Origin of the sequence: Natronosalvus rutilus (genome assembly GCF_024204665.1) — an archaeon.
GTDB classification, from domain to species: Archaea; Halobacteriota; Halobacteria; order Halobacteriales; family Natrialbaceae; genus Natronosalvus; species Natronosalvus rutilus.
Window position 1 is genome coordinate 571,220 of record NZ_CP100355.1, and the last position, 25,824, is coordinate 597,043.

The window sequence follows — 25,824 nt, forward strand, 5'->3', positions numbered from 1 at the left end:
CACCGCCAAGTCAGAGGACACGGCGTCGGGTGGGGACGTTTGGCATTACGACAGCAGTTTTACTCGAGTGGCATGAACTTTCTCCTCGAGCAGTCGTCGAGAGTTTCGAGGGAAGAAGCGATCGCCTCGAGCGGCCAGCAGGTCCCTCGAGAGAGGATGCGACTGGACGTGATCGAGGAGCTATCTCGAACTCGGCTCGAGTTCGGCCGTGAAGTGACGGAGTTCGGGCACCTCGGGTTCGCGCTTGATCTCGAGGCCCGTCGCCTCGTCGGCGCGCTCGAGGACGGCCGCCGCGGCGTCGGCGACGTGCTCGAAGTGCTCGCGGTGGTAGGTCCGGCGAGGGACTGCCAGCCGGACGAGTTCCGGGCGGTCGGTGCCGGGGAACGCGAAGCTCCCGAGTTCGACGCCGCGAACGCCGCCCTCGCGGTAGAGTTCACAGACCAGCACCTGCCCGGGGAAGTCGCTCGACTCGAGGTGCGGGAAGACGGCCTCGGCGTCGAGGTAAACCGCGTGGCCCCCGGTCGGCGTGTAGACGGGGACGTCGCGGTCCTCGAGTAGGCTCGCGAGCGTCCGAATGCCTTCGATGCGGTCGGCGACGTAAGCCTCCTCGACGGCCTCGCGGAGACCGACCGCCAGGGCCTCCATGTCTCGCCCGGCCATGCCGCCGTAAGTGGGAAAGCCCTCGTAGAGGATCGCCCGCTGTTTGCAGCGGTCGGCCAGCGCCTCGTCCTGGGTGGCGACGAACCCGCCGACGTTCGAGAGGCCGTCTTTCTTGCCGCTCATCACCAGCGCGTCGGCGTACCCCAGTTGTTCGCGAGCGACGTCGGCGACCGACGCTTCGGCGTACTCAGCTTCGCGCTCGGTGACGAAGTAGGCGTTCTCCGCGAAGCGACAAGCGTCGATGACGAACGTGGCGTCGATCTCGTCGGCGAATTCGGCGACACGGCGGGTGTTCTCGACGCTCACCGGCTGACCCGCCGCCGAGTTGTTCGTGATCGTCTGGATCACCACGGGGACGCGGTCGGTGCCCACCTCCTCGACGACCTCGCGGCCGCGCTCGATCGAGAAGTCGCCCTTGAAGTCGCCCGGGGCCCCGGGGTCGGTCGCCACCTCGACCGGGCAGTCGATCGGGTCGGCGCCCTGGTTGGCGACGTGGGCCCGCGTCGTGTCGAAGTGCGTGTTGTTCAGGGCGACGTCACCCTCCTCGAGCAGGGTGCCGTAGAGGACGTTCTCGGCCCCGCGCCCCTGGTGAGCGGGGACGACGTGGGGAAAGCCCATGACGTCGTCCACCGCGGCCTCGAGCCGTCGAAAGCTCTTCGACCCGGCGTAGGACTCGTCCCCGCGGAGCAGGGCCGCCCACTGGTCCTCGCTCATCGTTCCCGTCCCGCTGTCGGTCAGCAGGTCGATGAAGACGTCCTCGGCGTCGAGGTTGAAGACGTTGTAGCCCGCCTCCTCGAGGGCGCGCTCGCGGTCGCCACGCGACGGGAGGTCGATCGGTTCGACCATCGTCGACTTGTAGTGTACCATGCCCCGTTCTGGGGTGCGCCGATAGTTCAATGCATCTGCGGGTTTCTGGGGATCAGTCGCCCCGAACGTACACCGGGCGACGAATTGGGGCTTCGGCGAACATGGCGGACGTAGCGCTCTCGAGTCGCTCCAGGAAGCGACGCTACCGCGACCGACGAGAGCACTCTTCGCTCGAGGGACGCACGGCTCGAGGACAGGTTCACGGCTCGAGGCGATACCGGACCGTCCGCGCGCCGTCGAACCGGGGGCCCGACCCGGTGTCGCCGAAGCCGAGTTCCTCGGCGGCCTCCTCGACTGCCCCGTGGCCGTCCGGGACGAGTACCTCGACGGCCATTCCCTCGCACTCGGCGAAGCGGACGGGTTCGGCCAGCAGGCGCTCGCAGGCGGCCTCGGTGCCGTCGATCTGGGTAACGTGGACGGTGTCGCCCTGGGCGTCGAAGCTGACGAATCCGAGGAGGTCCTCGGGATCAGATTTACCGTACTGCGTGGCATCCGCGTCGCTCGCGCCGTCCGCGGGTGGGACGTCGGCGTTCGGGTCGTGGGTCCCGTCCTCGGCCACGCGCACCGTCCGGTCGTGGACGAGGTTTCGGGCCACGTCAGTCGGAGCGTCGGCGATGGCGGCAATCGCGTCGGCGTCGGCCTCGAGGGCATCCCGTACGTTCATTACTGTTTGTTAATGCCACGCACGAATATAAATCCGACGAGCCACGAGTGCGCCGCCCCAACGCCGTCGACGCGTGCACTTTCTTGTGGCAGGGAGGCAAAACGCACCGCATGAACGACGCGCCGGCGACGGACGAGACCCGCTGTACGTTCTGTGGACACGCGTGCCCGCTCGAGGCGGTTACCGCAGATGAGGAGGGATCAGACCCGAACCGGGTCTTCTGCTCGCGCGCCTGCCGCGACGCCTTCCGGGAGAACGAAGACGGGTTTCCACGGGAGAACGGACACCGGACCCTCGACACGGGCGTCGCCGCCCTCGAGGCGAGCCTCCCGCAAGGGCTCCCGCGCAACTCGTTCGTCCTCCTGGTAGGCAACTCCGGGACGCGAGAGGAGGCCATCCAGGCCGAACTGGTCTGGCGCGCGCTCGAGCGCGGCGAGCCGGCGATCGTGGTGGCGTTCACCGAACCGCCCACGTCGGTCGTCGAGAACTTCCTCACAATGGACTGGAACGTCCTTCCCTACCTCGAGTCCGGCCAGCTTCGCGTCCTGGACTGCTTTACCTCCCGGATGGACGACCCCGAGCGCCTTCACGACCGGATGACCGAGTGGAATACCCACCTGCGGCGTGTCGTCGAACCGCAGACGACCACCGTTCGCGATCCGGGCGACGCCCACGAGGTGCTGAACGTCCTCGACAACGGCCTCGAGGACCTCGAGATGATCGAGACGGGGCTGGTCGTCGTCGACTCCATCGCGGAGTTCGCCTCGCTCGTCCAGCCCGTCCAGGCGTACGACTTCGTCCGGGACGCCCGCGCCGAGGTCTGTAAAGGCCGGTTCGTGCCGCTGATCGCCGGGGGAACGGTCGCGGGCGGCGAAGAGGTCTTCCCCCGGAACCTCGCGTACGCCGTCGACGGCGTGATCGACCTCGCGCTCGACAACTCGATCGTCGAGGACACGCTCTTTCGTCGACTCAGAGTGCGCAAACTCCGGGGCGTCCTCGCGATCAGCGAGTGGCACACCTACGAGTACACGAGCGGGCTCGGCATGGTGACCTTCGATCCGCTCGAGGAAATCGAGGGCGACCGCGATGATGGTGGTGGAGACCGGGACGGCGAGGGCGAGGAGACGGGCGACGCCGACGGACCGATCGAGAGGGGCGACGACAAATCGAACGGGACAGAAGACGTGACGAGCGGGCCGAACGACCCTCGAGATGACGTCGATAGAGACGACCGCATCGACCGGCCCCACACCGAGGAACGGAACAGCTAACTGCTCCAGCCGAAATCCTCAGACCATGCCCTTCGGTGTCGACGAGGCCGGCAAAGGCCCCGTGTTCGGGTCCATGTTCGCCGCTGCGGTCTGGGCCCCGACTCGAGACGCCCTCCCCGACGGCGTCGCCGACTCCAAGCGCCTCTCGCCGGACCGGCGGGAGACCCTAGCCGAGACCATCCGCGCAGACGCCCGGCTTCGGGTCGGCATCGCCGAAGTTACCACCGAGCGAATCGACGCACCCGACACCGACATGAACGGTCTGACCGTCGAGGCCCACGCGAGCGCGCTCGAGGCGGCCGCCGAGGAGTCTCCATCCACCCTCGAGCGCGGCGAAACGTCGGAACCACCACACGCCCACTGCGACGCCTGCGACACCGACGCCGACCGCTTCGCCCGCCGGGTCGCCGACGCCTGCGCCCTCGAGGCCACGGTCGAAGCGACCCACGGCGCCGACGACGACGACCCGCTCGTGGGCGCCGCGAGCATCGTCGCCAAAGTCGAACGCGACGCCCACGTCGCCGCCATCGCCGACGAGCATGGCGAGGTCGGCAGCGGCTACCCCTCCGATCCAACCACGCGGGCGTTTCTTGAGGAGTACGTCGCGAGATGTGGAGCGTTGCCGCCGTTCGCCCGAGAATCGTGGTCGACCTGCGCCGACGTGCTCGTCGACGCCGAACAGACGGGCCTCGAGCAATTTTGATGTACTCCCGCCCAAAATACGCCGATATGAGCGAGGATCACGTCGCTCGAACCCTGCAGACTTACGAATCGGACGCCGACGCCTACGTCGAGAAGTACCGCACTGAGTCGGTGCTCGCCCAGTACGGCGAGGCGTTCCTCGAGGCGCTCGAGAACGCCGACGGGAAACGCGTCCTGGACGTCGGCTGCGGTCCCGGCGTGGACTCGGCGGCGTTCGAGGCCCGCGGCTACGACGCCATCGGCCTCGATCTCACCGAATCGTTCCTCCAGGCGGCGACGAAGGACGTCCCGTCGGCGTCGTTCCTCCGGGGCGACATGCGGGCGCTTCCGGTCGCAACCGACGCGGTCGACGGTCTCTGGGCGTGTGCGTCGTTTCTCCACGTCCCCCGGACAGACGCGCCCGCGACGCTCCACGAGTTCCGGCGGGTGCTCGACGCCGACGGCGTTCTGTACCTCTCCGTCAAACGACCCGACCTGGCCGCCCGCGACGAGAGCAACCGCTACTTCGAACCCTACCAGCCGAGAGCGGTTCGCGACCTGCTCGAGGCGGCCGGGTTCGAACGGGTGACGGTGACCGAACTGGACGGGTGGGTCTCCGCACTGGCCCGCACGCCCGCCCGATAGCAATCGACTTTTTGGGCCCCGCGTCGTAGCGCGACCCATGGGATACGTCTGTCCAATCTGTGAGACGGGCGTCACCGACGGCCGCCAGCTCGCCGACCACCTCGCCGTCACCGCGTCGCTCGGTCGCACTGCCCACCTCGAGTGGCTCGAGGAGCACGTCCCCGACTGGGGCTCGAGAACGCGGGATGAACTCGCCGACGCCGTCATCCCGCACGCGCTCGAGGTGGAGTTGCCGGTCTCGGAAGACGCTCCCGAGGGGCCGAGGGTGCAGTCGGGGCGGAAGGCGGACGCGAGAAACCAGAGAGAGTCAGAGGGCTCGAGGGGCCCCAGACTTGAGGACGCCATCGCCCAGCAGGCACAGGAACCTGGACGCGGAGACGTGACCGCCGAAACCAGGGACGTCCTCGAAGAGGCGAGGGCGTTAACGGCTCGAATGGAGGGCGCCGGTGCTGACGACGAGGACGATCCGGAGGCACGCTTCGAGGACGAGAGCGGAAACGAAAACGCGTAACTGTTCTCCCGCCGACCGTCTCGACATGCACACCGTCGGTACCTTCGCCCCCGACACCCTCGAGGACGCGAGCGACCAGTACGAATCGGTCGGTCCCGCCGCCCAGACCGTCGTCCGCGAGGTCGCCAAATCCATGGACTTCGACCGCGAGGAGTATGCTGACCGCGTCTCGAGCGACGTGGTGGAGACGGCACGAGACGCCCTGTTCGCGAGCCTGCTCGAGGTTCGCGTCGGCACCCGCGAGGAGTACGAGGACTGGCACGAGGCGTACGACGGCGAGGTGATCGAGGCGGGGAGCGAGCACGTCGACCACGTGGTCTGGCACGCCGCTCCGACCGGCGAGGCCGTTGCTGCGACTTTTCACGAGAAGGAGGAAGCGGCCATCGCGACGCTCCGGCGCCAGGCGTTCGGACGACTGTACCGTGAAAACCTGTAGCCGATCCCGGGCTCGAGGCGTCAGCTCGAGTCGATTCAGGACGAGGAGGGATCCGGGTTCGAACTCGAGTCCTCGACGACCTCGAACGACGTCCCGCCGCACTGACAGCCGGTTCGCCGTCCAATGGGACGGATCGTCCCGTCCGACCACCGCTCTGCCGCGTACGCCGAGCCGCAGGAACTGCAGACCGCGGCGACCTTCTGTGTCCCCTCGATTTCCGACTTCGATTCGCCTTCGCGATCGCCTACAGTGTCATCGTCAACAGCGTCATCGTCCATCGTACGTGGATTACGCGACTCGCGACCATAGCCCGCATGCAGTGAATTCGAGGTAATTTATATACCATAGTGGCTGACGGAGACGGCCAGGAGGGGAATCTGCGACGGATAGCGGTTCCTCACGCTCGAGGGCACAGCCGAGGACGAAACGCGTATCCTCCGTCGGTCCCGATGGTCGAATAATGCGTCGACGGACCCTCCTCCTCGTCTCGATCTTCGTACTCGTGCCGATCGTCCTCCTGGTTGCCCTCGGCGCCCTCCCCGGACTGATCGGCGGCGGGGACGTCTACTACGTCGTCGCGGACGAGGTCGACCTCGAAGACGGCGAACCGCCCGAAGAGAACGTCACGGGTACGATCGCCGCCGAGAACCTCTCGGAGAACCGCTTTCCGTACACGACGGGCGCGCTCGAGGACGGACGCTCGGCAGCCTACGAGGAGGGGCGATTCGGCTTTGAGTCGACGTTCACCCACACGCCGTTCGACGAGTTCTCCGAGTTCGAGACGTGGAACCGTGCGGCGACCGACCCCGAGGCAGACGTGGTCTACCTCGAGCGAAACGGTACCTACTACCGCCTCGAGATCACACCAGCTAGCGATGTCGATGGACCCTGACGACGCGGACGACGGGAGTGCCGACGGCGACCCGGGTACCACCGAGGATGCACCGGCGTGGCCCGTGCTCGAGTCGCAGACCGAGTACGAAACCGGCTGGTACGACGGCGGCTACGACCTCGTCGAACAACCCGATGGCTCCGAGAAGCGCTACTACTGGGCCGATCTCCCCTCCGCGGTCGTGATCGTCGCCGCGACTGACGACTCGATCCTGTTCGTCGAGCAGTACCGCCCCGCGATTCGAGAGACGCACCTCGAGTTACCCGCCGGAATCGTCGAAGAAGGCGAGTCCTACACCGTCGCGGCCGCGCGCGAACTCGAGGAGGAGACCGGCTTTCGCCCCTCGAGTCTCGCCCTCTTGCAGGAGTATCGCGTCGCGACGGGCGTCCTTCGCCACGACCGCGGCGTAGTCTACGCGGAGGGGCTCGAACCCGGCGAGCGCGACCTGGACGGCAACGAGTTCCTCGATGTGCGAGCGATTCCGAAGGGCGAGGCGCTGGCTCGAGCGCGCGAGCACCCGGCGAACGACTCGACGCTGAGCGCACTGTTGCTGGCCCGCGAGGACGGGTTGCTCTAGGGACCAAGAGCATCGTTTAACCCGCTCGAGATCCAATCCCGACCAACACGATGGACGGCGAAATCTCCACCGACGACGTCTCGGCACTGCTCGAGTCCGACGCCGACGCGCGGATCGTCGACATTCGCGACCAGGCGAGCTTCAAACGTGGCCACATTCCCGGCAGCGAGAACGTCCCGTTTCACGAGCTAACAGCGAAAATCGAGGACTTCGACGGCGCCGACCGGATCGTCACCGTCTGTCCGCACGGGCAGGCGAGCGTCCAGGCGGCACGGCTCATCGGCTCCTACGAGGGGAGCGCGGACGCCCGTGTCGAGAGCATGGCCGGGGGACTCGAGGCCTGGGCCGAGGCCTACGAGTTGGCGGCCGGCGACGGAGAGGACAGCGAGGGCAGTGAGCGAGATGGGCGAGGTGAGCGAAACGAACGCGAACACAGTACTCGAGGGAACGCCGACTCGAGTGCACCGTTCTGATTCTACGATCGGGTATCGACTCCCGGTCGTTGCGGGGGCAACCACTGTACCAGCCCCGAATCGATCTGGCAGACGCGACTCGAGTGAGGCGAGACCCGGATGACGACCACCCCCTCGTAACGACCCTGACTATGACGGCCGAACAATCATCCCTGTGAATGATGCACATACGAATGGTCTGGTTCCGCATCGCACCACATGGGACAGACCGTCAGGATTTCAGCGGGCTGAGAGCCGTATCAGCATCCGGCCACACCCCCCACGTGGCCGGTTTTGCTGTCGGCGTATTCGAATCCTCGAGAGATCGGTTTGAAGACGACATCGTTACTCGAGGTACCGGTCGAAGACGACGCTGCTACTCGAGTTGTACGACTCGAGGCGTGTTCGGACGCGTCGCACGAAAAACGAGAGAGCGGCGTCGCTGCTCGAGGCCCTCGTCGAAACGAAAAACCGCACCGCAGACGCTATTTTCGTTCGGTTCGCGACCCGCCGTGGATCGGAAGTCCGGTCAGATCATCGACGGTCAGGCGACGTTGAATCCGCGATCGCGGAGGAAGTCCTCGATGCGGCCGCGGTGGTTGCCCTGGAGTTCGATGTGACTGTCCTCGACGGTACCGCCACAGGCGAACTTCGATTTCAGATCCGACGACAGACTGTCGAGATCGACGTCTTTGGGGTCGAATCCTTCGATGACCGTTACCTCTTTACCGTATCTGCGCTCGTCAATGCGGATGGTGAGTTGCTGCTGGCCCTTGGCCACGTCCTCGCAGACGCAGAGTTCCTGAGGCAGCCCGCACGTCGAGCAGACTTCCGACATTACGTTCGCCCGTACGGAATGAGCATATTAAACACTATCGGGACCGCAACCGTCTTCCGACTCGAGCGGTCGGACGCTCGACCCGCCGCCGCCCGAAGCTGCCTGACAACCGATGGGATTTTCCCGTCTGCGCGTCCAGGGTGTTGGCATGAACTATCGCGCAGTCGAACCGACGGGAGAGTACGTCGCCAGCCTCGACCACGGCGCCGACTGGCGGGCCGAGATCGAGTCGCTCGCGACCGAGGTCGACGCCGACGCCGCCTGGTTCACCGCCCTCGGCGCCGTCCAGGACGCCGAAGTGTGGTTCTACGACCAGGATACGCTCGAGTACGAACCTGTGACCTTCGACGAACCGCTCGAGGTGGCCAGTTGCGTGGGGAACGTCTCCTGGCTGGAGGGTGACCGGTTCGCCCACACCCATGCCGTCCTCTCGCGACCCGACGGCACGGCCCTCGCGGGCCACCTGAACGCCGCGGCCGTCTTCGCGGGCGAAGTGTACATGCGCACCTTCGAGGAACCCCTCGAGCGCGAGCACGACGAGACCACCCACCTCGACCTCTGGCTCTAACATGCGGGCCGAGGACGAGCGCTACTTCGAGACGCTCGAATCCCAGCTCGAGGAAGCCATGGACGTCGCCGAAACCGCCAAGCAGCGAGGCGACGATCCGAAACCGGAGGTCGAGATCCCGGTCGCGAAGGACATGGCCGACCGCGTGGAGAACATCCTCGGGATCGACGGGGTCGCCGAGCGCGTGCGCGAACTCGAGGGCCAGATGTCCCGCGAGGAGGCCGCCCTCGCACTCGCTGAGGACTTCGCCGACGGTTCCGTCGGGGACTACGAGACGAAAGCCGGGAAGGTCGAGGGCGCAGTCCGGACGGCCGTCGCGCTCCTGACCGAAGGGGTCGTCGCCGCGCCCATCGAGGGCATCGACAAGGTCGAGATCCTCACCAACGACGACGGGACGGAGTTCGTCAACGTCTACTACGCAGGCCCGATCCGGTCGGCGGGCGGGACGGCACAGGCCCTCTCGGTGCTAGTCGCGGACTACACCCGCGCGCTGGTCGGCCTCGAGACCTACGAGGCTCGCCAGGAGGAGATCGAACGCTACGCCGAGGAAGTCGGCCTCTACGACAAGGAGACCGGGTTGCAGTACTCCCCGAAGGATGAGGAGACGAAGTTCATCGCTAAACACCTCCCGATCATGCTCGACGGGGAGGCCACGGGCGACGAGGAGGTCTCGGGCTTTCGGGACTTAGAGCGCGTCGACACCAACTCCGCGCGCGGCGGGATGTGTCTGGTGATGGCCGAAGGGATCGCCCTCAAAGCCCCCAAGATCCAGCGCTATACGTCCCAGCTCGACGAGATCGACTGGCCGTGGCTCCAAGACCTGATCGACGGGACCTACTACGACGACGAGGCATCGGCGGGTGAAGGCGAGGATGGGGATGGAGGCGACGGAGACGGAGAAGGCGAGGGAGACGAGGAGGCGAACGCCAACGACTCGAGTCCCGACTCCGGGGCAGACGACCGACCACCGGGACCCCCGCGCGTCGAACCCGCCACCAAGTTCCTCCGGGACCTGATCGCCGGTCGCCCGGTCTTCTCTCACCCCTGCGCCGAGGGCGGCTTCCGCCTGCGCTACGGCCGCGCGCGCAACCACGGCTTCGCGACCGCGGGCGTCCACCCCGCCTCGATGCACATCCTGGACGACTTCCTCGCGACGGGCACCCAGATCAAGACCGAACGCCCCGGCAAGGCCGCCGGGGTGATTCCCGTCGACAGCATCGAGGGACCCACCGTCCGCTTGGCCAACGGCGACGTTCGACAGATCGACGACGTCGAGGAGGCCCTCGAGGTCCGCAACGGGATCGAGAAGATCCTGGACGCCGGCGAGTACCTGGTCAACTACGGCGAGTTCGTCGAGAACAACCACGCGCTCGCGCCCGCCGCCTACGCCGTCGAGTGGTGGGTCCAGGACCTTGAGGCCGCGGGCACGGACGTCCAGGCGCTCGAGGACGACCCCCGAATCGACCTCGAGGACCCGCCCGCCGAGCAGGTCCTCGAGTGGGCGCTCGAGTACGACGCCCCGCTGCACCCGAAATACACCTACCAGTGGCACGACCTCTCGGTCGTGGCGTTCGACGGACTGGCCGAGGCCGTCAGCGACGGAACGGTCGAGGATGGGGGCGCAGGTGGCGAGACGCTCGTCCTCGAGCACACCGACGCCGTCCGCGAGGCGCTCGAAACCATCGTCATCGAACACCGTCAGCGCCCCGACCGGATCGAGGTCGACGACTGGGATCCGTTCGTTCGCAGTCTGGGGCTGACGGCGGACCTGGAGCGCACCTGGTCGATCGAGGACCTGAGCGAGCGCGCTCGCGCGTGGGGCGTCCACGAGGACGGCGACAACGCCATCGAGGCGGTCAACGAGGTCGCGCCCGTCGCGGTCCGCGAGCGCGCGCCGACCCGCATCGGCACGCGGATGGGTCGGCCCGAGAAGTCCGAGCGCCGGGACCTCAGCCCGCCCGTCCACACCCTCTTTCCCATCGGCGAGGCCGGCGGCGCCCAGCGCAACGTCGCCGACGCCGGCAAATACGCCGAGACGATGAGCGACACGCCCGGCGTCGTCGAACTCGAGATCGGCCGCAAGCGCTGTGAGGCCTGCGGCGAGGAGACGTTCAAGAACCGCTGTCCGGAGTGTAACGAGCGGACCGTCCCCGACTACGAGTGCCCCTCCTGTGAGTCTCGCGTCGACCCGGACGAGGCGGGCCGCGTCGAGTGCGATCGCTGTGAAATCGAGGCCACCTGCGTCGAGTACACCGAGGTCGACGTCCACGAGGTCTACCGGGACGCCCTCGAGGCCGTCGGCGAGCGCGAGAACGCCTTCGAGATCCTCAAGGGCGTGAAGGGGCTCACCTCGACGACCAAGGTGCCGGAGCCGATGGAGAAGGGCATCCTTCGGGCGAAACACGACGTCTCGACGTTCAAGGACGGCACCGTCCGCTACGACATGACCGACCTCCCCGTGACGGCCGTCCGGGCCAGCGAACTCGACGTGACGGTCGGCCAGCTCGAGGCGCTGGGGTACGAGGAGGACGTCCACGGCGAACCGCTGACCCACGCCGATCAACTGGTCGAACTCAAGGTCCAGGACATCGTCCTCTCGGACGGCGCGGCCGAGCACATGATGCAGACCGCCGATTTCATCGACGACCTGCTCGAGCAGTACTACGGGCTCGAGGCGTTCTACGAGATCGACGATCGTCAGGAACTCGTCGGCGAGCTAGTATTTGGTATGGCTCCGCACACCTCCGCGGCAACTGTCGGAAGAGTTATTGGTTTCACGAGCGCGGCTGTCGGGTACGCTCATCCGTTCTTTCACGCCGCGAAACGTCGCAATTGCGACGGTGACGAGGACTGTGTCATGCTCCTCATGGACGGCTTGTTGAACTTTAGTATCAGTTTCTTGCCAGACAAACGGGGCGGGCGCATGGACGCCCCCCTCGTCATGTCCTCAAGGATCGACCCCTCCGAGATCGACGACGAGGCTCACAACATGGACGTCGTCTCCCGCTATCCCCGCGAGTTCTACGAGGCCACCCTCGAGCAGGCCGACCCCGGCGATGTCGAGGACATCGTCGAAATCGCGGAAGACACCCTGGGAACCGACCACGAGTACACCGGCTTCGGACACACCCACGACACTACCGACATCGCCATGGGGCCGGATCTCTCGGCCTACAAAACGCTCGGGTCGATGATGGACAAGATGGACGCCCAGCTCGAGCTGGCGCGCAAACTCGAGGCCGTCGACGAGACGGACGTCGCCGAGCGGGTCATCGAGTACCACTTCCTGCCCGACCTCATCGGTAACCTGCGGGCCTTCTCGCGCCAGGAGACGCGGTGTCTCGACTGTGGCGAGAAGTTCCGACGGATGCCCCTGACCGAGGTCTGCCGGGAGTGTGGCGGCCGCGTCAACCTGACCGTCCACAAGGGGTCGGTCAACAAGTACATGCAGACGGCCATCGACGTCGCCGAGGAGTACGGCTGTCGGGACTACACCAAGCAACGGCTGGAAGTGCTCGAGAAGTCCCTCGAGAGCGTCTTCGAGAACGACAAGAACAAGCAGAGCGGCATCGCGGACTTCATGTGACCGTGACCGTCGAGCCAGGTCCGCTCGAGGTTCGCCTCCGGAATCGCTTCGGCGGGACGGCGGGCGAATCCCGCGTCGTCGTCCGCCAGGCCGTCGACCTCGCAGACTCCGGCCAGTACGAGGCCGACGTGGGCGCCGAATTGACCACCGAGGCGGTGCTCGAGGAACTCGCGGACGCGCCCCACGGGACCCCGGCCGATCGGTGGAACTGGTGGATCGGCTCGCTCGAGGTCGCCTACGGGGGGTACGGCCAGTTCGGGATTCAACGCTATCGCGACGGTTGAGACACCCGTCGGTCGGGAACGGTCGCTGACCCTTGCTATAGATAACATAGTGTGTATTCGACGGTCGTCGATCGAACGTGCGCCGCACCGACGGAGGCCTCGACGCGGACGGGTACTTCGAGGGTGTCAATCGACGGCGATTGGAGATCGATTCGATAAAGACGACCAGACGCCTGCGCACACAAGATACATCCGCATCTTCCCGGTATCGCCGAGCATGGATGGACGACAGTCAGAACTCGACGAGACCGACCGGGGGATCCTTCACATACTACAGACGGACGCCCGGAACAACAGAGCCAGGGAGATCGGGGAAGCCGTGGGCGTCTCCGCGAGCACCGTCCGGAATCGAATCGAAGCACTCGAGGACGAGGGCGTGATCAGGGGATACATTCCGAAGATCGACTACGAGCGAGCGGGCTACCAGCTGTCGATTCTCTTCACCTGCACCGCCAGTGATCCGTCCGAACCCCTCACCGAGGACTTGCTGGAGAAACACGGCGTCGTCTCCGTCCGGAAGCTACTCGCCGGGCGGGAGAACTACCACATCAGAGTCGTCGGCACGGACACGAAGGACGTGTCGAACATCGCGAACGCCATTCGCGAGTGCGGCCTCGAGATCGTTCGATCGGACGTGCTCGACGACGAGTACGTCCAGCCGTTCGATCACTTCGGCAAGGACGTCCCCTCGGGAGAGGGGTGAGAAACGGGATCGCCGGAATTTCGACCCGTTTTCTGTGGAATAAGCAGCGTTCGATGGTAAAATCCAGGCCTCCCATAACTGGTGACGGGGTTTATACGTATCCGCCGGCTGCCTAGCGATGATGGAAACCGCTTCACCCACGCGATCAGTCTCCTCCAGCTCGCCCGTCATGGCCGTCGTCGAACTCGTCGCCGACCGAGAAGGAACGGATCCGATAGAGCTACAGCCGCCGCTTTACGACGTGATCGACCCCGAGGCGCTAAACGCGCTCTTCGCGCCGACCAGTCGCGGGCGACCGCGCGAATCCGGCCAGGTTTCGTTCGAGTACCTGGGCTACGACGTCACCGTCCGGGGGGACGGGGACGTTTCCGTGAGAAACAACACTGAACGGTAGTGGCCGCGAGCGGTAGTAGCGGTCGGGCCGGGTCCATTATTCGCACTGCTTACACGCCCACAGCGGTGAGTGAGCCGTCCGGTAGCCAGATGTCCCCTCGGCCCGGCGCTCGCTAGCTGTCCCGACTGGTCACCGCGCTCTGGACGCGAAACCGCTCACGAACGGCGTGGTCCGCCTGCACTCTGGACGCGCCAGCTCCCATCGAGGCCGCAGGCCTCCCGAACTTCGTAGTCGATTTCGGTTTCCGACCCGATTCGCGACCCTCCTTCGACGGACTCGACACGCAGGGGAACGTCGAGGGTGTTCCCACAGCAGCCGACGCCGACGAACTCCTCCCAGACGTCGCCCGGTTCGGCCTGCTCACGAGTCTTGCGAAGGAAGGCCCGAAACGCCGGTTTCTCGACTTGAAACCGGCCCCAGTCCGAGAGGTCCTCGGGATACGAGAGGACTAGCCGAGCAGCCGTCTGTGCGTCGGGTTCATCTGCGTCCACAGTCGCGTCGCTCCCCACAGATCCGTCGCGCGCTGTAACCGCATCACTCGAGTGTTCCATACGACGGCTACGCGCTCGAGCGTGATGACGGGTTCCGTTTCGTTCACCGATCCAGTACCTGAAATATCGTGATGGAATTGAGAAGGCTTACTTTCACCGACGGCAACACCCAGGGTATATGGGGACTTTCGCGGTACCGGAGATCGATTACACCCGGTACACCAACCGCCAGCTGGCGGCGGTTCCACTCGCCGTCCTTGCCTTCGCGTTGCTCGTTCTCCTCGGCGGCTACGTCGTCTACGGCACGCCGGTCGAACTGGGCATGGACTTCGCCGGCGGAACCGAGTTGACGATCGAGACGACGAGTTCCGAAGCGGAGATCGAGGCCGCCTTCAGCGAGGAGCCCGAGTCGGTGCAGTCGGTCCAGGCCACCGAGAACCAGTACCTCGTCCAATTCGCGCCGACCGACGCGGACGTACAGTCGGAGGCAGAGTCGAACCTCGATCCCGTCTCCGGCAACGACCAGGTCGTCCAGCTCTCGGCAGAGACGTCGGCGAGTTTCGGGGCGGCCGCCCAGCAGACGGCGCTACTCGGCCTCGGGGCCGCGTTCGTCGGGATGAGCGTCATCGCGTTCGTCCTCTTCCGGACGTTCGTTCCCTCCATCGCCATCGTCATCTCGGCGTTTTCCGACCTCGTGATCCCCCTCGCGTTCATGAACGTCCTCGGGATTCCGCTCTCGCTCGGGACCGTCGCCGGACTCCTGTTGATCGTCGGGTACTCCGTCGACTCGGACATCCTGCTGAACAACCACATCCTCAGGCGCAGCGGTGACTTCTACGAGAGTACCCACCGGGCGATGCGCACCGGGATCACCATGACCGTCACGTCGATGGCAGCGATGTTGGTCATGGCCGTCGCCGCGTGGGCGCTCGGCGTCGAACTCCTGCTCTCGATCGGCCTGATCCTCACCGTCGGACTGGCGGCCGACCTGATGAACACCTACCTGCTGAACCTCAGCCTGCTTCGGTGGTACAAGTTCGAGGGGGTGGCCCGATGAGCGCCATCGGGTCGATCAAGGCGAACTGGCGCGTCCTGCTCCTGGTCGTCTTCCTCACCGTCGCGCTCGTCGCGCTCTTCCTTCCCGGTGGCGTCATGGGCGGTGAGGAGACGTACCCGACCAACGAGTCCGACTCGAGCATGCACAACCTCGAGTTCGGGCTCGGCCTCGACGGCGGGACGAAGATCAGCGCCCCAGTCGTGGGGATGCACGTCTCGGAGGTGAGCGTCGACGCCGAAGGAACCCAGCTAGATCGACGCGGCCAGGAGATCCAGGCCACAGTCTCGGAGGAACTCGACCTCGAGACCGGCGACGCCCTCGTCCGGACGGACCACCAGAACGGCGAGGTCAGCGTCGAAGTCTTCACCGGGAACGTCTCGGAAGCGGAGTTCGCCGCGGCGCTCCAGGAAGCCGGCATCGACGTCGCCGAGGAGGACGTCGAACAGGGCGTCACCCAGGCGACCCGCGACGACATCCAGACGACGATCCAGTTGCGGATCAACGAGGCCGGTCTCTCGGGCAGCCAGGTCTCCCAGGCCGAGATGGACGGCACCTACTACATCGTGACCGAGGCACCCGCGATGACCACCGAGGAGCTTCAATCCCTGCTCGAGTACCGCGGAATCGTCGAGATCGTGATGCACTACCCCGATGGCGAGGGCGGCCAGCAAAACGAGACGGCGCTCGTCCAGCAGGACTTCGGGAGCATCGGGACGGCCTCCTACAACGGTGAGGAAGGATACGACTACGTCCCCGTCACGGTCAACCCCGGCCCCGCCGAGGAGTACCAGCAGGCGATGGTCGAGAACGGGTTCACCCAGAATCCTAGCAGTTGTAACTACGGGAACCCCGAGGCCAGAGGGTCGAACTACTGTCTCTTGACCGTGGTCGACGGGGAAGTCATCGACGCCCACAGCGTCGCCCCGACACTCGCCTCGAGCATGGAACGCGGCGAGTGGGCCAACGGCGGCCAGTTCCAGATGATCACGCCCAGCCAGCAGGAGGCCCAGACGCTCTCGATCAACCTCCGCGCCGGCGAACTGCGCGCGCCCCTCGACTTCGACCGGGCCCAGACGTACATGATCAGTCCCGCGCTGGCCGAGCAGTTCAAGAACTACTCGCTGCTGATCGGAATCCTGGCCGTGCTCACCGTCAGCGGCGTCGTCTACGTGCGCTACGGCGACCGACGCGTCGCCCTCCCGATGATCGTCACCGCCCTCTCGGAGGTCGTCATCCTCCTCGGCGTCGCCGCCCTCCTGCGGATGCCACTCGACCTCTCACACGTCGCCGGGTTCATCGCCGTCGTCGGGACCGGGGTGGACGACCTGGTCATCATCGCCGACGAGGTGTTAGACGAAGGTGACGTCAACTCGAGGCGCGTCTTCGAGTCCCGGTTCCGGAAGGCGTTCTGGGTCATCGGCGCTGCGGCGGCAACGACGATCATCGCCATGTCGCCGCTGGCCGTGCTCAGCCTGGGTGACCTCCGCGGATTCGCCATCATCACGATCCTGGGCGTGCTCGTCGGGGTCCTGATCACGCGACCGGCCTACGGCGATATCCTGCGCCGGTTGCTGACCGACAAGTAGCTCGTCGGTTTCGCGTTTCGCCCGCTAATCGTCTCGAGTCCTGAATCGATATCGAACGTCCTGGTTGGCTCTGGTAGAGAAGACTAATTTTGGCTGGTTCCGCGCTGCATACGCGAAGAGAGGTGACGCCGTTTACGGTGAGGAGGATGTCACTCGCTCACTTTCCTGTAGCTTCCCGTCGCTCGCCAGCCGCTACTGGCAGCGTAAACGAGAACGTCGATCCCTCGTCCGGCGCTGACTCGACCCAGATGTCCCCGCCGTGGCGCTCGACGATCCGCTCGCACAGGGCGAGTCCGATGCCGGTTCCGTCGTACTCCCCGTGGGTGTGAAGGCGCTGGAACACCTCGAAGATGCAGTCTTGATTGTCAGTATCGATGCCGATACCTTCGTCGCGGACCGACACGACCCACTCGGCCCCATCCCGTTCGGCTGAGGCGTGGATCCGGGGCTTCTCGTCGCCACTGTAGGTGATCGCGTTCTCCAGCAGGTTCTGGAATACCTGGCGGAGCTGGGTGGCATCACCCCTGACGCGAGGGAGGTCCTCGGCGGTAATCTCGGCGTCGCTCTCCGAGATCTGGATCCGAAGATCCGCCAACACGTCGTCGAACACGGCATCGAGGTCGATGCGTTCCAGCGGATCGCCCTGCGTCTCGACCCGAGAATAGGCGAGCAGCCCGTCGATCATCTCACGCATGCGGTTGGCCCCGTCCACCGCAAACTCGAGGAATTCCTCGCCGTCCTCGTCGAGTGCGTTCTCGTACCGTCGTTCGAGCAGCTGAAGGTAGGTCGAGACCATCCGGAGTGGCTCCTGCAGGTCGTGGGAGGCGGCGTAGGCGAACTGCTCGAGCCGTTCGTTCGACGCTTCGAGTCGCTCGATCACCTCTTCTAAGCGTTGCTCGCGCTGTTTGCGCTCAGTAATATCCTGGGCCGCTCCGCGGAACGAGGCGGCCTCGTTATCGACGATCTCCGGGATGCCCTGCAGTCGCAGCCACCGTATGTCGCCGCTGTTCGTACGAATCCGTACCTCCACGTCGAAGGGGTCGCCCGAGACGAGCGCGTTCTCGACGGCATCCTCGACGATCCCTTGGTCGTCCTCGTGATACATGTCGAGAGCATCCTCCAGCGGCGGTTCCTCGTCGGCGTCCACTTCCAGAAGCTCGAAGATGTGGTCGGTCCAGAACACGTCCTTCGTTTCCGGGTTGATCTCCCAGCCGCCGACGTCCGCGATGCGTTCGGTTTTCTCGAGTAAGTCGAGCGTTCGTTCGAGTTCACGTTCGCGCTCGATCTGTTCGGTAATGTCGCGCGTCAACGCAAGCTGGGACGTCGTCCCGTCGGGGCGATGCAGCGGCGCCGCGTGCGTTTCCATGTGCCGGCGCGTGCCGTCTAGCCCGATGATGTCGAACTCCAGGACACCTCGCTCATCCTGGCAAATCCGCTCGTTGAACTCGCGGAACGTCTCGCGGTGTTCGGGGGCGATCAGCCCGTAGACAGATTCGCCGATCACCGCCGATTCCGAGTCGGCCTCCACCATGTCGAGCCCGGCGGGGTTCATCTGGAGCAGGGTGCCGTCGGCGGCAACGGTCTTGATGCACTCGGGCGCGGTCTCGATGAGCGCACTCAGATACTCTGTGTGCTCGCGCAGTTCCTGCTCGCGCTGGCGGCGCTCGAGTTCGTATTTCACCCACTGCCCCATCAGGTGCTGAAACGTCCGTTCGGCCTCCGAAAACGCTTCCGCTCTCGGTTCGGTCGAGACAAACCAGAACGTCCGGTTACTGTCGTCCTCGAACTCGAGGTACGTTCCGAGGTACGTCCGCACACCGAACTTGTCGTGGCATAGTTTGCCTTCGAATTCGTCACTCACAGGAGCGGTAATCGCACAGGTCCCCCCCTCGTCCGCAGGCACGCGGCAGTACGTTTCGGAGAGAGGATACGATTCGCCCGGAACGAGGTATTCGTGCTCCCCGTTTGTGACCTCCACCTCGAAGTGATCAGTGTCCGGTTCAGCGACGGCGATCCCGCCGAGTTCCATATCGAAGCGTTCACAGCCAAGATCGAGCAAGTCCTGGAGCTTCTCCTCGAACGGCCGATCGGGATCGGACGTTATCTCGTACAATTGCCGTTGGGCCCGTTCCCACTTTCTGCGCTCGCTATTGTCGCGGACCACCGCGAGCAGGACCGGACGGCCGTTGTGTTCCATTCGAGACGCGGAGATCTCTGCCGGAATCTGGCCCCGGTCGTTGGTGTGACAGGTAAGTTCATCAGTCCACCCGGTGCCGTCTTCGAACACCCCCTCGACGAATTCCCGGAACGCGTCGAGTTCGTTGGGGTGTACGTCGGAGGGAGCGAGGGCCACCAATTCGTCGTGCGTATAGCCGAGCATCTCGGTTGCGGCCCGGTTCGCGTCGACGATTTCGTCAGCTTCGGGGTCGACGATGAGGATGCCGTCGTGACTGCTCTCGAAAACTCGCTCCAGGTATTCTTGTCGTTCCGTTAATGCCGTCTTCACCTCCGTCCGCTCTTGCAGCGTCTGCATCATGCGATCGACCTTCGCCTCCATCTTCTCGGAGCCGAAGAACTTCTCGGGTGGTGTGTAGTAGAAATTCTGTGAGACGGTACTGTCGGAGACGATATGTGGGTGTGTCTTGATAACGTCGTGGATAACTGACGCCGGGAACCGCTCTCGGTTGTACTGGCACATGACGGCGTAGTCTTCGTCCTGGTAGAGGGAATTGAGCACTGCCTCGTACTCGACCAGTTCGTCGGGACCCGTGTCTCCCTCCAGTGCCCACGTCATCTCGGCGGCCGCTCTGAGTCCCGTATAGCCGTCTTCGTCTTTCGCCTGTTCGAGCGACTCCTCCCAGAATTCCAGCATGGTGGTCCGATCGAACTCGCCGGTTCGGCGATAGGTGTCCGCTGGTGTGAGGACGGAGAGCGCACCCGATTCGAGGGCGGCGTTCACGTCGATGCCGTGGTCCCGCATCGCCTCCACGACTTCTTCTCGGGAGTTGTCGTCGGCGACGTACAGACACTGTTCGCCACGTTCGAGCCCCTCGCAGATGAACGGGATTGCAGATGCAAATTGGTCTTCACGGCGCTCGTAGATGAGTGCAAAATGGTCGTTCGAGTGGTCGTGGGTGTCCTGGGGCTCGACCGGCCCCCGAAACTCCGAGTGCTGATGCAGCGCCCCTAGTCCACCCTCGCGGCCCGGTTCTCGCTGTCGCGTACCGCGCTCGACCTGGTTACTCACTAAATCAGGTTATTCACGGAGATTCTTAACTCTGGTCCCCAATTAGACCAGGTAATCCATCGGCCATCTGCTACTGATTTTAGCAAATTATAGGTTTCGCGTCACCCAGAGCGCCGACATTGCGGACACGTTTCCACGAATCCGTTCTCGTCACCGTGGGTTCGACGGTAATCGATCGAGACCGGGCGACCGCAGCGCACACAGGTACTCGACTCCGGTGTGAAGTCCATGCTCGAGGCTCCGCTGAGTGTGAGAATAGCGGCTGTGGGTGCCTATGCAAGGTTTCCTCGGTTCGCGAGCGCCACGAGCGCGAGGGGTGTCGCGGGTATCGTGGAACGGATCACGAAAGCTCGCGAACCATCACGATGGCATCCTCGCCGTCCTCGTAGTACCGTGGCACTCGCCGTAACGGATCGAAGCCGAACCGATCGTAGAGGCGTTTCGCCCCGTCGTTCGATTCCCGGACCTCGAGTTTGACCGAGTGCGCGCCCTGGCTCGCGAGGACGGCGAGCGACCGACCCAGCAGCGCCGAGCCGATACCCGAACCGCGCCAGTCGGGGTGGACGGCGACGTCCTTGATGTGGCCGATGTCGCGGCCGTAGTTCGGCGTCACGTCCGAAACGACGTACCCGGCGACCCGCCCGTCGTCGGTCTCGGCGACCAGAAACCCGAGCTCACCCAGAAACTGGGTGAACGCGTCGTAGGGCCACGGCTGGGGGAACGACGTGTTCTCGATCTGCACGACCGCGAGCAGGTCGGCCCGCTCGGCCTGGCGGATCGTCACGCCGTCTCGAGTCCGCGTCGACTCGGTCGGTGTCGTCACAGGAGGGAGTATCGGCGTGAGGGTAAAATAAGTACGCGACCGTTCACTCTGGTTCGTCGATTGGAGATTTCGGGCATATCCGCCGTTTCAGTCGATTTGACCTCAGGCCGGGATCGCTTCCATATCGAACTCCTCGGTGAGCGTCTTCAACTCCTCGAGGGCGTCCTGTTCCTCCCGGAGGTTCTCCTCGAGCAGGTCGGCCGCGTCGCCCATATCCATCTGGGCTGCCAGCGGGATCAGGTTGCCGTAGGCCGCGATTTCGTAGTGTTCGGTCTTCTCGGCGGCCGCCATGTTGTGGTAGTCGAGGATCTCCTGGCTGGGGTCGGTCTCGAGGAACTCCTCGTACTCCTCGATCAGCCCCTCGATGCCCTCACACTCCTCCTTCTCGGGCGGCTCGCCGAACATGTCGAACACCTCTTCGAGGCGGTCGATGTGCGTCTGGGTCTCCTCGCGGTGTTCGGCGAAGGCGTTCGCAATCTCTTCGCGCTCGGTGTGTTCCTCGAGGTCTTCCAGCGCGTCGAGTAGCTGGTGCTCGGCGTGGTAGATGTCCTCGAGGCCGTGCTCGAACAGGTCCTGGATCGTTTCGGTCATGGAACCACCAGGTCGGACTCCGCCGAGCAGGGACAAACCTCGTCAGCCTGCGATGGCAGGCGGGTTACTCGGAGGTTGATTCCGAACTCGAACCAGCAGTCGAGGTCGAACTCGAGTCGGCTTCCGAACTCGAACCCGAATCCGCAGCCGCCTCGACGCGCCCGGCATGTTTCTCCAGGTCGGCCGCCAGCGCCCGCGCCTGCTCGGGCGTCAGCCGCACCTCCTCCATGTGCGCTGGCAGGTGCGTCTCGGACATGTTGTCCAGCTCGAGTTGCAGTTTGACGTGATCGGGCTGTCTCCGAGCAGCGGTCGCGTCTACCACCGCGTCCCGCTCGTCCTCGAAGTCGTGTCCCGTCACGACCGCGTCGGCGAGGTCCAGCGTCGTGTGCGCGGTGACGCGCATGAGTCGGTTGACCATGGACTCAGTCGTCCGACGGAATCGGCGACCCGTCGGGCGTCGCCGGAGCCGGGCTCTCGTCCAGGGCGTCCTGGTCGGCGTATGGGTACCAGGTTCGCTTGGTGTTGTGCATGTACGGATCCTCGTAGTCGGTCTCCTCGGGTTCGATGAGGTCGGCCAGTTCGTCGTCGTCGCGCGCGGCGACGAACTCGCGGAAGCTCTCCTCACCTTCGCGAACCGCCGCGAAGTTCTCGAGCAGGTTCGCGATCGTCCCCGGCACTTCGTCGACGGGAACCCGCTCGCCAACCCAGGAAGCGAACTGCGGATTCTCGCCGAGGCCGCCACCAAGGCCGATGTCGAGCGCCTCGACCGGCTCGCCGTCCTTGCGCGTCTTCATCCCGCGCAGGGAGACGTCGGCGATCTGGGGCTGGGCGCACGACGCGGTACACCCCGAGAGGTGAATGTGGAAGTCGTCGACGCCCTCGGGCAGGTCGATGTTCTCGACCAGCCAGCGCGAGAACCGGACCTGGCGGTTCTTCGTCTCGACGATCGAGAGCGAGCAGAACTCGGTCCCGGTGCAGGCGATCGACCCCCGCTGGAACGGATGCGGGTCCGGGCTGTAGGTCTCGAGCAGCGGCTCGGCGAGCAGGTCGTCCAGGTTCTCGTCGGGGACGTCCGTGAAGATAATGTTCTGGCGCTGGGTGAGACGAACTTCGCCAGAGCCGTACTCGTCGGCGATGTCGGCCAGCTCGAGGGCGTCGGCGGCGCCGATCCGACCGACGAGGACGTTCAACCCGACGTACGAATCGCCGTCTGGCTGGTCGTGGACGCCGACGTGGTCGTGCTTGCCGGCGGCCTCGCCGGCGTTGTAGGAGTACGACGAGCGCAGGTCCTCGCCCGCGGTCTCGAGGTCGAAGTCGACGTACTCCTCCTGGAGGACGTCGCGAACCTTCTCCGGGCCCCACTCGTCAACGAGGAACTTCATCCGGGCGGCGTAGCGGTTCTCGCGGTTGCCGTAGTCCCGGAACAGACCCGAAATGCCGCCGGCGACGTCGACCGCCTGCTCGGGCGTGACGAAGACGTCGATGTCGCGGGCAAAGCGGGGCTCGTTGCGGGCGAGACCGCCGCCGACGCGGACGTTGTAGCCGGTCATCGTCTCGCCGTCGATTTCCTTTTCGGCAGGTTCGAACGCGAGGTCGTTGATGTCGCCCTGCCCACAGCCCTCGTCGCAGCCGGTGACCGCCACCTTCCACTTCCGCGGAAGGTTCGAGTGCGCCTCGTTGCGCTTGAACGTATCGTGGAGATCGTCGGCCAACGCACCGGCGTCGACGTGTTCGTGCTCGTCCTTCCCGGCGACCGGACAGCCCACGATGTTCCGCCAGGAGTCGCCGCAGGCCTGCACCGCCGAGAGACCGACGTCCTCGAGTCGGTCGAAGATTGCGGGGACGTCCTCGAGGTTGATCCAGTGGAGCTGGACGGCCTGACGGGTCGTCACGTCGAGCCAGCCATTGCCGAATTCCGGATTGGCGGCGGGCCCGTTCGAGTACTCATTGGCAAGTTCGGCCAGGATGCGAAACTGCCCCGGCTGGAGGACTCCGCTCGGCGGACCGACCCGGAGCATGAAATAGGATTCCTGGCCGGCGCGCTGGTGGTACAGTCCGTACCACTTGAAGCGCTCGAACCAGGCGTCGTGTTCGTCCTCGGGTATCGACTCCCATCCCGACGCAGCGAACTCCTCGATCGCCTCCCTGATATCGGTCCCGTACAGTTCGTCTTTCCAGTTCTCGACGTCGCTTGGCATCTGCACCGGGCTACGCGGACCACCTACAAGGCCCCGGCCGTGGCGTCAGTTCTCCCCGCCTCTCGCCCCTTCCGGCGGTATTTGCCGCCCGGGTTCGACCGCTCTGCCGGACACCGGTTCGAGCGTCGCCTGGACGGCCGACGCCTCGTACCGTTCGAACTCGCCGTCGACGATCCGGCCGACCGGCAGGCGCTCGAGGGAGTCGTGACGACCGCATTCGAGACACCGGCCGACCGCCCCCGCAACTACGCTGGTGCCGTCGACGCCGACGTCCGTGAACCCCTCGAAGAGGACGTACGCCGGTTCGCACCGACAGAATCGACCGCGAGCGAGGGTCCAGACGTCGCTCGCGCCGACCGTTCGGGAGTCGTTGACGCTGATCCACGCCCCGTCGTCGAGGGTACGCAACGAGATTGCCATGCCCTCGCTTCGGGTGGAACCCACCTTCGTCCATCGGCACGTGCAATGCTTCGCCGTTGTCGTGACGGCTATTTGGGCGGAGATCGCCAGCAGGCGTCGCCGTCTTTCGTTTCAGCCCGTCAGAGATACCAGCAATCGTTACCCGAGAACGGGAGCAGAGGTATCGCTTGCACCCGAAGCCGTACTTAAGCGATGGCCGAACATACGGGGGAGTATGCCCGACGACCCGTCACGGCCACACGACCGCCCATCGCGTCGCCAGCCCTCCGAACGCAAGGTCCGGAGTCGCCAGCACGTCTCCGCCGACGTGGCTCCGGAGTTACACCTCCCTCCCGTCGAAACCGGCGCGTCGAGGTCTGTACCGACCGACGACCCGGGGGCCACACGATGACGAAGGCGACGCCTGACGGACGCCAGCTGGCCGAATCCGGCGACGAAGGCGACGAAACCGCTCCGGAGACGGCTCGCGACGATGAGGACGAGACGACCCACCTCGAGGACGTCGACGTCGGCGCTGGCTGTACGGAAATCTGGGAGCACCTCGCCGAGCGACGCAAAGAGTAGCGAGGAGGCCCCGGATGCACCCCTCGTCGAACCACAGCGGGCCGTCTGGAACGCTTTTTAGGCACGTCGCCCCTATCAGCGGTACATGACCGACGACCACACCGGAGACCGCCGCGCTCGAGACGGCGACCCCGGGAACGAGCCTCCGATCCCGACGGATCGAAAATCACCGGTCGGCGCACCGGTCATCCGGGGCGACGAATCGATCACGGGGACCCACGCTCGTCGGGCCGTCCAGTTCGACCCCGACGATCCGGACAGTCTCGCACTCGCGGCCGAAACCGTTGCCCAGTTCGCCACCGGGTCCGTCGACGAGGACCACCTCTACATGCTCCGTGGCGCCGCGGCCTGTGCCGCCCTCGTCCGCGGCGAGGGATCGTACAAAACCGCCGCCGAGCAAGCGAGCGCCCACCTCGAGGACGATGAGACGGTCACAGTCTCGTTCATCCGCAAGTGGGCCCGCGTCCACGATCTCCCCCGGTCGGTTCGTCGACAGGTCGCCCTCGGCGAAATCGCCCCCTCCGCCGCCAAACACATCGCCCGCGTCGGCGGCGAGGACCGGCTCTTGCTCGCCTGGGCCGTCCTCGACGGCGACCTCACCGTCCGCGACGTCCGCCAGGTCGCCAGTCAGGTCAACGATGGGGCCTCGATCGAACGCGCGCTCGACGACTGCGACGTTACCCTCGGTCGCCTCGAACTCACCCTCCCGGCGTCGGCCTACCGCGACCTCCGGCGACGAGCCTCACTCGAGGGCGTCGATCCGGGAACGATCGTCGCGGACGCCCTCGAGAACGCGCTCGAGTAGCATCGGGAAAGCG

Annotated in this window: 30 protein-coding genes; 18 read left to right on the forward strand and 12 right to left on the reverse strand. The window is 65.3% G+C overall.

Annotation, left to right across the window (positions count from 1 at the left end):
• Nucleotides 1-180: 180 nt before the first annotated feature.
• On the reverse strand, nt 181-1,527 hold the full coding sequence (locus NGM29_RS02830) for a tryptophanase (protein WP_254158813.1): 1,347 nt from the start codon (nt 1,525-1,527) through the stop codon (nt 181-183).
• A 199-nt stretch (nt 1,528-1,726) separates the two neighbouring features.
• The gene (locus NGM29_RS02835; protein WP_254158815.1) at nt 1,727-2,191 is read right to left on the reverse strand and encodes a hypothetical protein; all 465 of its coding nucleotides are present in this window, start codon (nt 2,189-2,191) and stop codon (nt 1,727-1,729) included.
• Nucleotides 2,192-2,301: 110 nt separating this feature from the next.
• Between NGM29_RS02835 and NGM29_RS02840 the strand changes: the two genes are divergently transcribed.
• From NGM29_RS02840 to NGM29_RS02860, 5 genes are read left to right on the forward strand one after another with little or no spacing between them, the layout of a single operon-like run.
• The gene (locus tag NGM29_RS02840) at nt 2,302-3,462 is read left to right on the forward strand and encodes an ATPase domain-containing protein (RefSeq protein ID WP_254158817.1); all 1,161 of its coding nucleotides are present in this window, start codon (nt 2,302-2,304) and stop codon (nt 3,460-3,462) included.
• Nucleotides 3,463-3,487: 25 nt separating this feature from the next.
• Entirely contained in the window at nt 3,488-4,165 is a 678-nt protein-coding gene (rnhB, locus tag NGM29_RS02845; RefSeq protein WP_254158819.1) for a ribonuclease HII, read from the forward strand.
• Nucleotides 4,166-4,191: 26 nt separating this feature from the next.
• Nucleotides 4,192-4,788 (forward strand): class I SAM-dependent methyltransferase, encoded by a 597-nt coding sequence (locus NGM29_RS02850; protein ID WP_254158821.1) that lies wholly within the window; start codon nt 4,192-4,194, stop codon nt 4,786-4,788.
• A 37-nt stretch (nt 4,789-4,825) separates the two neighbouring features.
• Nucleotides 4,826-5,299, forward strand: coding sequence for a DUF5810 domain-containing protein (locus NGM29_RS02855; protein WP_254158823.1), 474 nt, complete (start codon nt 4,826-4,828; stop codon nt 5,297-5,299).
• A gap of 25 nt (nt 5,300-5,324) precedes the next feature.
• Nucleotides 5,325-5,735: a DUF5809 family protein gene (locus NGM29_RS02860; protein ID WP_254158825.1), complete on the forward strand. Its 411-nt coding sequence runs from the start codon at nt 5,325-5,327 to the stop codon at nt 5,733-5,735.
• Nucleotides 5,736-5,770: 35 nt separating this feature from the next.
• On the opposite strand, the gene NGM29_RS02865 is transcribed toward NGM29_RS02860, so the two are convergent.
• Nucleotides 5,771-6,013, reverse strand: a complete 243-nt coding sequence (locus NGM29_RS02865) for a hypothetical protein (protein ID WP_254158827.1) — start codon at nt 6,011-6,013, stop codon at nt 5,771-5,773.
• A 182-nt stretch (nt 6,014-6,195) separates the two neighbouring features.
• On the opposite strand from NGM29_RS02865, the gene NGM29_RS02870 reads away from it, so the two are divergent.
• From NGM29_RS02870 to NGM29_RS02880, 3 genes are read left to right on the forward strand one after another with little or no spacing between them, the layout of a single operon-like run.
• Nucleotides 6,196-6,627 carry a hypothetical protein gene (locus NGM29_RS02870; protein WP_254158829.1) on the forward strand — a complete coding sequence of 144 codons (432 nt, stop codon included), beginning with the start codon at nt 6,196-6,198 and terminating at the stop codon, nt 6,625-6,627.
• A complete protein-coding gene (locus NGM29_RS02875) occupies nt 6,617-7,204 on the forward strand; it encodes an NUDIX hydrolase (RefSeq protein WP_254160384.1) in 588 nt (195 codons plus the stop codon). The genes NGM29_RS02870 and NGM29_RS02875 overlap by 11 nt, the downstream gene beginning before the upstream one ends.
• 50 nt (nt 7,205-7,254) lie before the next feature.
• The gene (locus NGM29_RS02880; protein ID WP_254158831.1) at nt 7,255-7,677 is read left to right on the forward strand and encodes a rhodanese-like domain-containing protein; all 423 of its coding nucleotides are present in this window, start codon (nt 7,255-7,257) and stop codon (nt 7,675-7,677) included.
• A 523-nt stretch (nt 7,678-8,200) separates the two neighbouring features.
• On the opposite strand, the gene yciH is transcribed toward NGM29_RS02880, so the two are convergent.
• On the reverse strand, nt 8,201-8,494 hold the full coding sequence (yciH, locus tag NGM29_RS02885) for a stress response translation initiation inhibitor YciH (protein WP_253431440.1): 294 nt from the start codon (nt 8,492-8,494) through the stop codon (nt 8,201-8,203).
• 148 nt (nt 8,495-8,642) lie between these two features.
• Here yciH and NGM29_RS02890 point away from each other — a divergent pair, with 148 nt between their 5' ends.
• The 5 genes from NGM29_RS02890 (at nt 8,643) to ddfA (ending at nt 14,029) form a co-directional block, all read left to right on the forward strand.
• The gene (locus NGM29_RS02890; protein WP_254158833.1) at nt 8,643-9,062 is read left to right on the forward strand and encodes a PPC domain-containing DNA-binding protein; all 420 of its coding nucleotides are present in this window, start codon (nt 8,643-8,645) and stop codon (nt 9,060-9,062) included.
• Between the two features lies 1 nt (nt 9,063).
• The gene (locus NGM29_RS02895; protein ID WP_254158835.1) at nt 9,064-12,648 is read left to right on the forward strand and encodes a DNA polymerase II large subunit; all 3,585 of its coding nucleotides are present in this window, start codon (nt 9,064-9,066) and stop codon (nt 12,646-12,648) included.
• A gap of 2 nt (nt 12,649-12,650) precedes the next feature.
• A complete protein-coding gene (locus NGM29_RS02900) occupies nt 12,651-12,932 on the forward strand; it encodes a WNWW family protein (protein ID WP_254158837.1) in 282 nt (93 codons plus the stop codon).
• A 217-nt stretch (nt 12,933-13,149) separates the two neighbouring features.
• Complete coding sequence (locus NGM29_RS02905; protein ID WP_254158839.1) at nt 13,150-13,635, forward strand: Lrp/AsnC family transcriptional regulator; 486 nt, start codon at nt 13,150-13,152, stop codon at nt 13,633-13,635.
• A 121-nt stretch (nt 13,636-13,756) separates the two neighbouring features.
• Nucleotides 13,757-14,029: a DdfA family disk-determining factor gene (ddfA, locus tag NGM29_RS02910; protein WP_254158841.1), complete on the forward strand. Its 273-nt coding sequence runs from the start codon at nt 13,757-13,759 to the stop codon at nt 14,027-14,029.
• A gap of 155 nt (nt 14,030-14,184) precedes the next feature.
• Here the strand turns inward: ddfA and NGM29_RS02915 are convergent, their stop codons facing one another.
• Nucleotides 14,185-14,580: a DUF7968 family protein gene (locus NGM29_RS02915; RefSeq protein WP_254158843.1), complete on the reverse strand. Its 396-nt coding sequence runs from the start codon at nt 14,578-14,580 to the stop codon at nt 14,185-14,187.
• Between the two features lie 118 nt (nt 14,581-14,698).
• Here NGM29_RS02915 and secF point away from each other — a divergent pair, with 118 nt between their 5' ends.
• Both secF and NGM29_RS02925 read left to right on the forward strand, forming a co-directional pair.
• Nucleotides 14,699-15,577, forward strand: coding sequence for a protein translocase subunit SecF (secF, locus tag NGM29_RS02920; protein ID WP_254158845.1), 879 nt, complete (start codon nt 14,699-14,701; stop codon nt 15,575-15,577).
• A complete protein-coding gene (locus NGM29_RS02925) occupies nt 15,574-17,163 on the forward strand; it encodes a preprotein translocase subunit SecD (protein WP_254158847.1) in 1,590 nt (529 codons plus the stop codon). The genes secF and NGM29_RS02925 overlap by 4 nt, the downstream gene beginning before the upstream one ends.
• A gap of 157 nt (nt 17,164-17,320) precedes the next feature.
• Here the strand turns inward: NGM29_RS02925 and NGM29_RS02930 are convergent, their stop codons facing one another.
• The 7 genes from NGM29_RS02930 to NGM29_RS02955 form a co-directional block, all read right to left on the reverse strand.
• A complete protein-coding gene (locus tag NGM29_RS02930) occupies nt 17,321-20,410 on the reverse strand; it encodes an MEDS domain-containing protein (RefSeq protein ID WP_254158849.1) in 3,090 nt (1,029 codons plus the stop codon).
• Nucleotides 20,411-20,511: 101 nt separating this feature from the next.
• Complete coding sequence (locus NGM29_RS21400) at nt 20,512-20,640, reverse strand: DUF7563 family protein (RefSeq protein WP_425499210.1); 129 nt, start codon at nt 20,638-20,640, stop codon at nt 20,512-20,514.
• A gap of 110 nt (nt 20,641-20,750) precedes the next feature.
• Nucleotides 20,751-21,233, reverse strand: a complete 483-nt coding sequence (gene rimI / locus NGM29_RS02935) for a ribosomal protein S18-alanine N-acetyltransferase (protein WP_254158851.1) — start codon at nt 21,231-21,233, stop codon at nt 20,751-20,753.
• Nucleotides 21,234-21,335: 102 nt separating this feature from the next.
• A complete protein-coding gene (locus NGM29_RS02940) occupies nt 21,336-21,824 on the reverse strand; it encodes a DUF892 family protein (RefSeq protein ID WP_254158853.1) in 489 nt (162 codons plus the stop codon).
• Nucleotides 21,825-21,888: 64 nt separating this feature from the next.
• A complete protein-coding gene (locus NGM29_RS02945) occupies nt 21,889-22,242 on the reverse strand; it encodes a DUF6360 family protein (protein ID WP_254158855.1) in 354 nt (117 codons plus the stop codon).
• Between the two features lie 4 nt (nt 22,243-22,246).
• Complete coding sequence (locus NGM29_RS02950; protein ID WP_254158857.1) at nt 22,247-24,022, reverse strand: nitrite/sulfite reductase; 1,776 nt, start codon at nt 24,020-24,022, stop codon at nt 22,247-22,249.
• A 45-nt stretch (nt 24,023-24,067) separates the two neighbouring features.
• Entirely contained in the window at nt 24,068-24,442 is a 375-nt protein-coding gene (locus tag NGM29_RS02955; RefSeq protein WP_254158859.1) for a DUF8134 family protein, read from the reverse strand.
• 214 nt (nt 24,443-24,656) lie between these two features.
• Between NGM29_RS02955 and NGM29_RS02960 the strand changes: the two genes are divergently transcribed.
• The 3 genes from NGM29_RS02960 to NGM29_RS02970 all read left to right on the forward strand — a co-directional run bounded on the left by NGM29_RS02960 (nt 24,657) and on the right by NGM29_RS02970 (nt 25,811).
• Entirely contained in the window at nt 24,657-24,833 is a 177-nt protein-coding gene (locus NGM29_RS02960) for a hypothetical protein (protein ID WP_254158861.1), read from the forward strand.
• On the forward strand, nt 24,830-25,006 hold the full coding sequence (locus NGM29_RS02965) for a hypothetical protein (RefSeq protein ID WP_254160675.1): 177 nt from the start codon (nt 24,830-24,832) through the stop codon (nt 25,004-25,006). The genes NGM29_RS02960 and NGM29_RS02965 overlap by 4 nt, the downstream gene beginning before the upstream one ends.
• 85 nt (nt 25,007-25,091) lie before the next feature.
• A complete protein-coding gene (locus NGM29_RS02970; protein ID WP_254158863.1) occupies nt 25,092-25,811 on the forward strand; it encodes a DUF7119 family protein in 720 nt (239 codons plus the stop codon).
• Nucleotides 25,812-25,824: the final 13 nt, after the last annotated feature.

Excerpts from the sequence above, each read along its gene's own strand:
- NGM29_RS02940 (WP_254158853.1), bottom strand. The coding sequence starts at position 21,824 with ATGACCGAAACGATCCAGGACCTGTTCGAGCACGGCCTCGAGGACATC.
- NGM29_RS02840 (WP_254158817.1), top strand. The coding sequence starts at position 2,302 with ATGAACGACGCGCCGGCGACGGACGAGACCCGCTGTACGTTCTGTGGA.
- NGM29_RS02890 (WP_254158833.1), top strand. The coding sequence starts at position 8,643 with ATGAACTATCGCGCAGTCGAACCGACGGGAGAGTACGTCGCCAGCCTC.
- NGM29_RS02870 (WP_254158829.1), top strand. The coding sequence starts at position 6,196 with ATGCGTCGACGGACCCTCCTCCTCGTCTCGATCTTCGTACTCGTGCCG.
- NGM29_RS02965 (WP_254160675.1), top strand. The coding sequence starts at position 24,830 with ATGACGAAGGCGACGCCTGACGGACGCCAGCTGGCCGAATCCGGCGAC.
- yciH (WP_253431440.1), bottom strand. The coding sequence starts at position 8,494 with ATGTCGGAAGTCTGCTCGACGTGCGGGCTGCCTCAGGAACTCTGCGTC.
- secF (WP_254158845.1), top strand. The coding sequence starts at position 14,699 with ATGGGGACTTTCGCGGTACCGGAGATCGATTACACCCGGTACACCAAC.
- NGM29_RS02950 (WP_254158857.1), bottom strand. The coding sequence starts at position 24,022 with ATGCCAAGCGACGTCGAGAACTGGAAAGACGAACTGTACGGGACCGAT.
- NGM29_RS02860 (WP_254158825.1), top strand. The coding sequence starts at position 5,325 with ATGCACACCGTCGGTACCTTCGCCCCCGACACCCTCGAGGACGCGAGC.
- NGM29_RS02855 (WP_254158823.1), top strand. The coding sequence starts at position 4,826 with ATGGGATACGTCTGTCCAATCTGTGAGACGGGCGTCACCGACGGCCGC.
- rnhB (WP_254158819.1), top strand. The coding sequence starts at position 3,488 with ATGCCCTTCGGTGTCGACGAGGCCGGCAAAGGCCCCGTGTTCGGGTCC.
- NGM29_RS02905 (WP_254158839.1), top strand. The coding sequence starts at position 13,150 with ATGGATGGACGACAGTCAGAACTCGACGAGACCGACCGGGGGATCCTT.
- NGM29_RS21400 (WP_425499210.1), bottom strand. The coding sequence starts at position 20,640 with ATGGACTTCACACCGGAGTCGAGTACCTGTGTGCGCTGCGGTCGCCCG.
- NGM29_RS02830 (WP_254158813.1), bottom strand. The coding sequence starts at position 1,527 with ATGGTACACTACAAGTCGACGATGGTCGAACCGATCGACCTCCCGTCG.
- NGM29_RS02955 (WP_254158859.1), bottom strand. The coding sequence starts at position 24,442 with ATGGCAATCTCGTTGCGTACCCTCGACGACGGGGCGTGGATCAGCGTC.
- NGM29_RS02850 (WP_254158821.1), top strand. The coding sequence starts at position 4,192 with ATGAGCGAGGATCACGTCGCTCGAACCCTGCAGACTTACGAATCGGAC.
- ddfA (WP_254158841.1), top strand. The coding sequence starts at position 13,757 with ATGGAAACCGCTTCACCCACGCGATCAGTCTCCTCCAGCTCGCCCGTC.
- NGM29_RS02835 (WP_254158815.1), bottom strand. The coding sequence starts at position 2,191 with ATGAACGTACGGGATGCCCTCGAGGCCGACGCCGACGCGATTGCCGCC.
- NGM29_RS02880 (WP_254158831.1), top strand. The coding sequence starts at position 7,255 with ATGGACGGCGAAATCTCCACCGACGACGTCTCGGCACTGCTCGAGTCC.
- NGM29_RS02960 (WP_254158861.1), top strand. The coding sequence starts at position 24,657 with ATGCCCGACGACCCGTCACGGCCACACGACCGCCCATCGCGTCGCCAG.
- NGM29_RS02970 (WP_254158863.1), top strand. The coding sequence starts at position 25,092 with ATGACCGACGACCACACCGGAGACCGCCGCGCTCGAGACGGCGACCCC.
- NGM29_RS02925 (WP_254158847.1), top strand. The coding sequence starts at position 15,574 with ATGAGCGCCATCGGGTCGATCAAGGCGAACTGGCGCGTCCTGCTCCTG.
- NGM29_RS02875 (WP_254160384.1), top strand. The coding sequence starts at position 6,617 with ATGGACCCTGACGACGCGGACGACGGGAGTGCCGACGGCGACCCGGGT.
- NGM29_RS02895 (WP_254158835.1), top strand. The coding sequence starts at position 9,064 with ATGCGGGCCGAGGACGAGCGCTACTTCGAGACGCTCGAATCCCAGCTC.
- NGM29_RS02915 (WP_254158843.1), bottom strand. The coding sequence starts at position 14,580 with ATGGAACACTCGAGTGATGCGGTTACAGCGCGCGACGGATCTGTGGGG.
- NGM29_RS02945 (WP_254158855.1), bottom strand. The coding sequence starts at position 22,242 with ATGGTCAACCGACTCATGCGCGTCACCGCGCACACGACGCTGGACCTC.
- NGM29_RS02865 (WP_254158827.1), bottom strand. The coding sequence starts at position 6,013 with ATGGACGATGACGCTGTTGACGATGACACTGTAGGCGATCGCGAAGGC.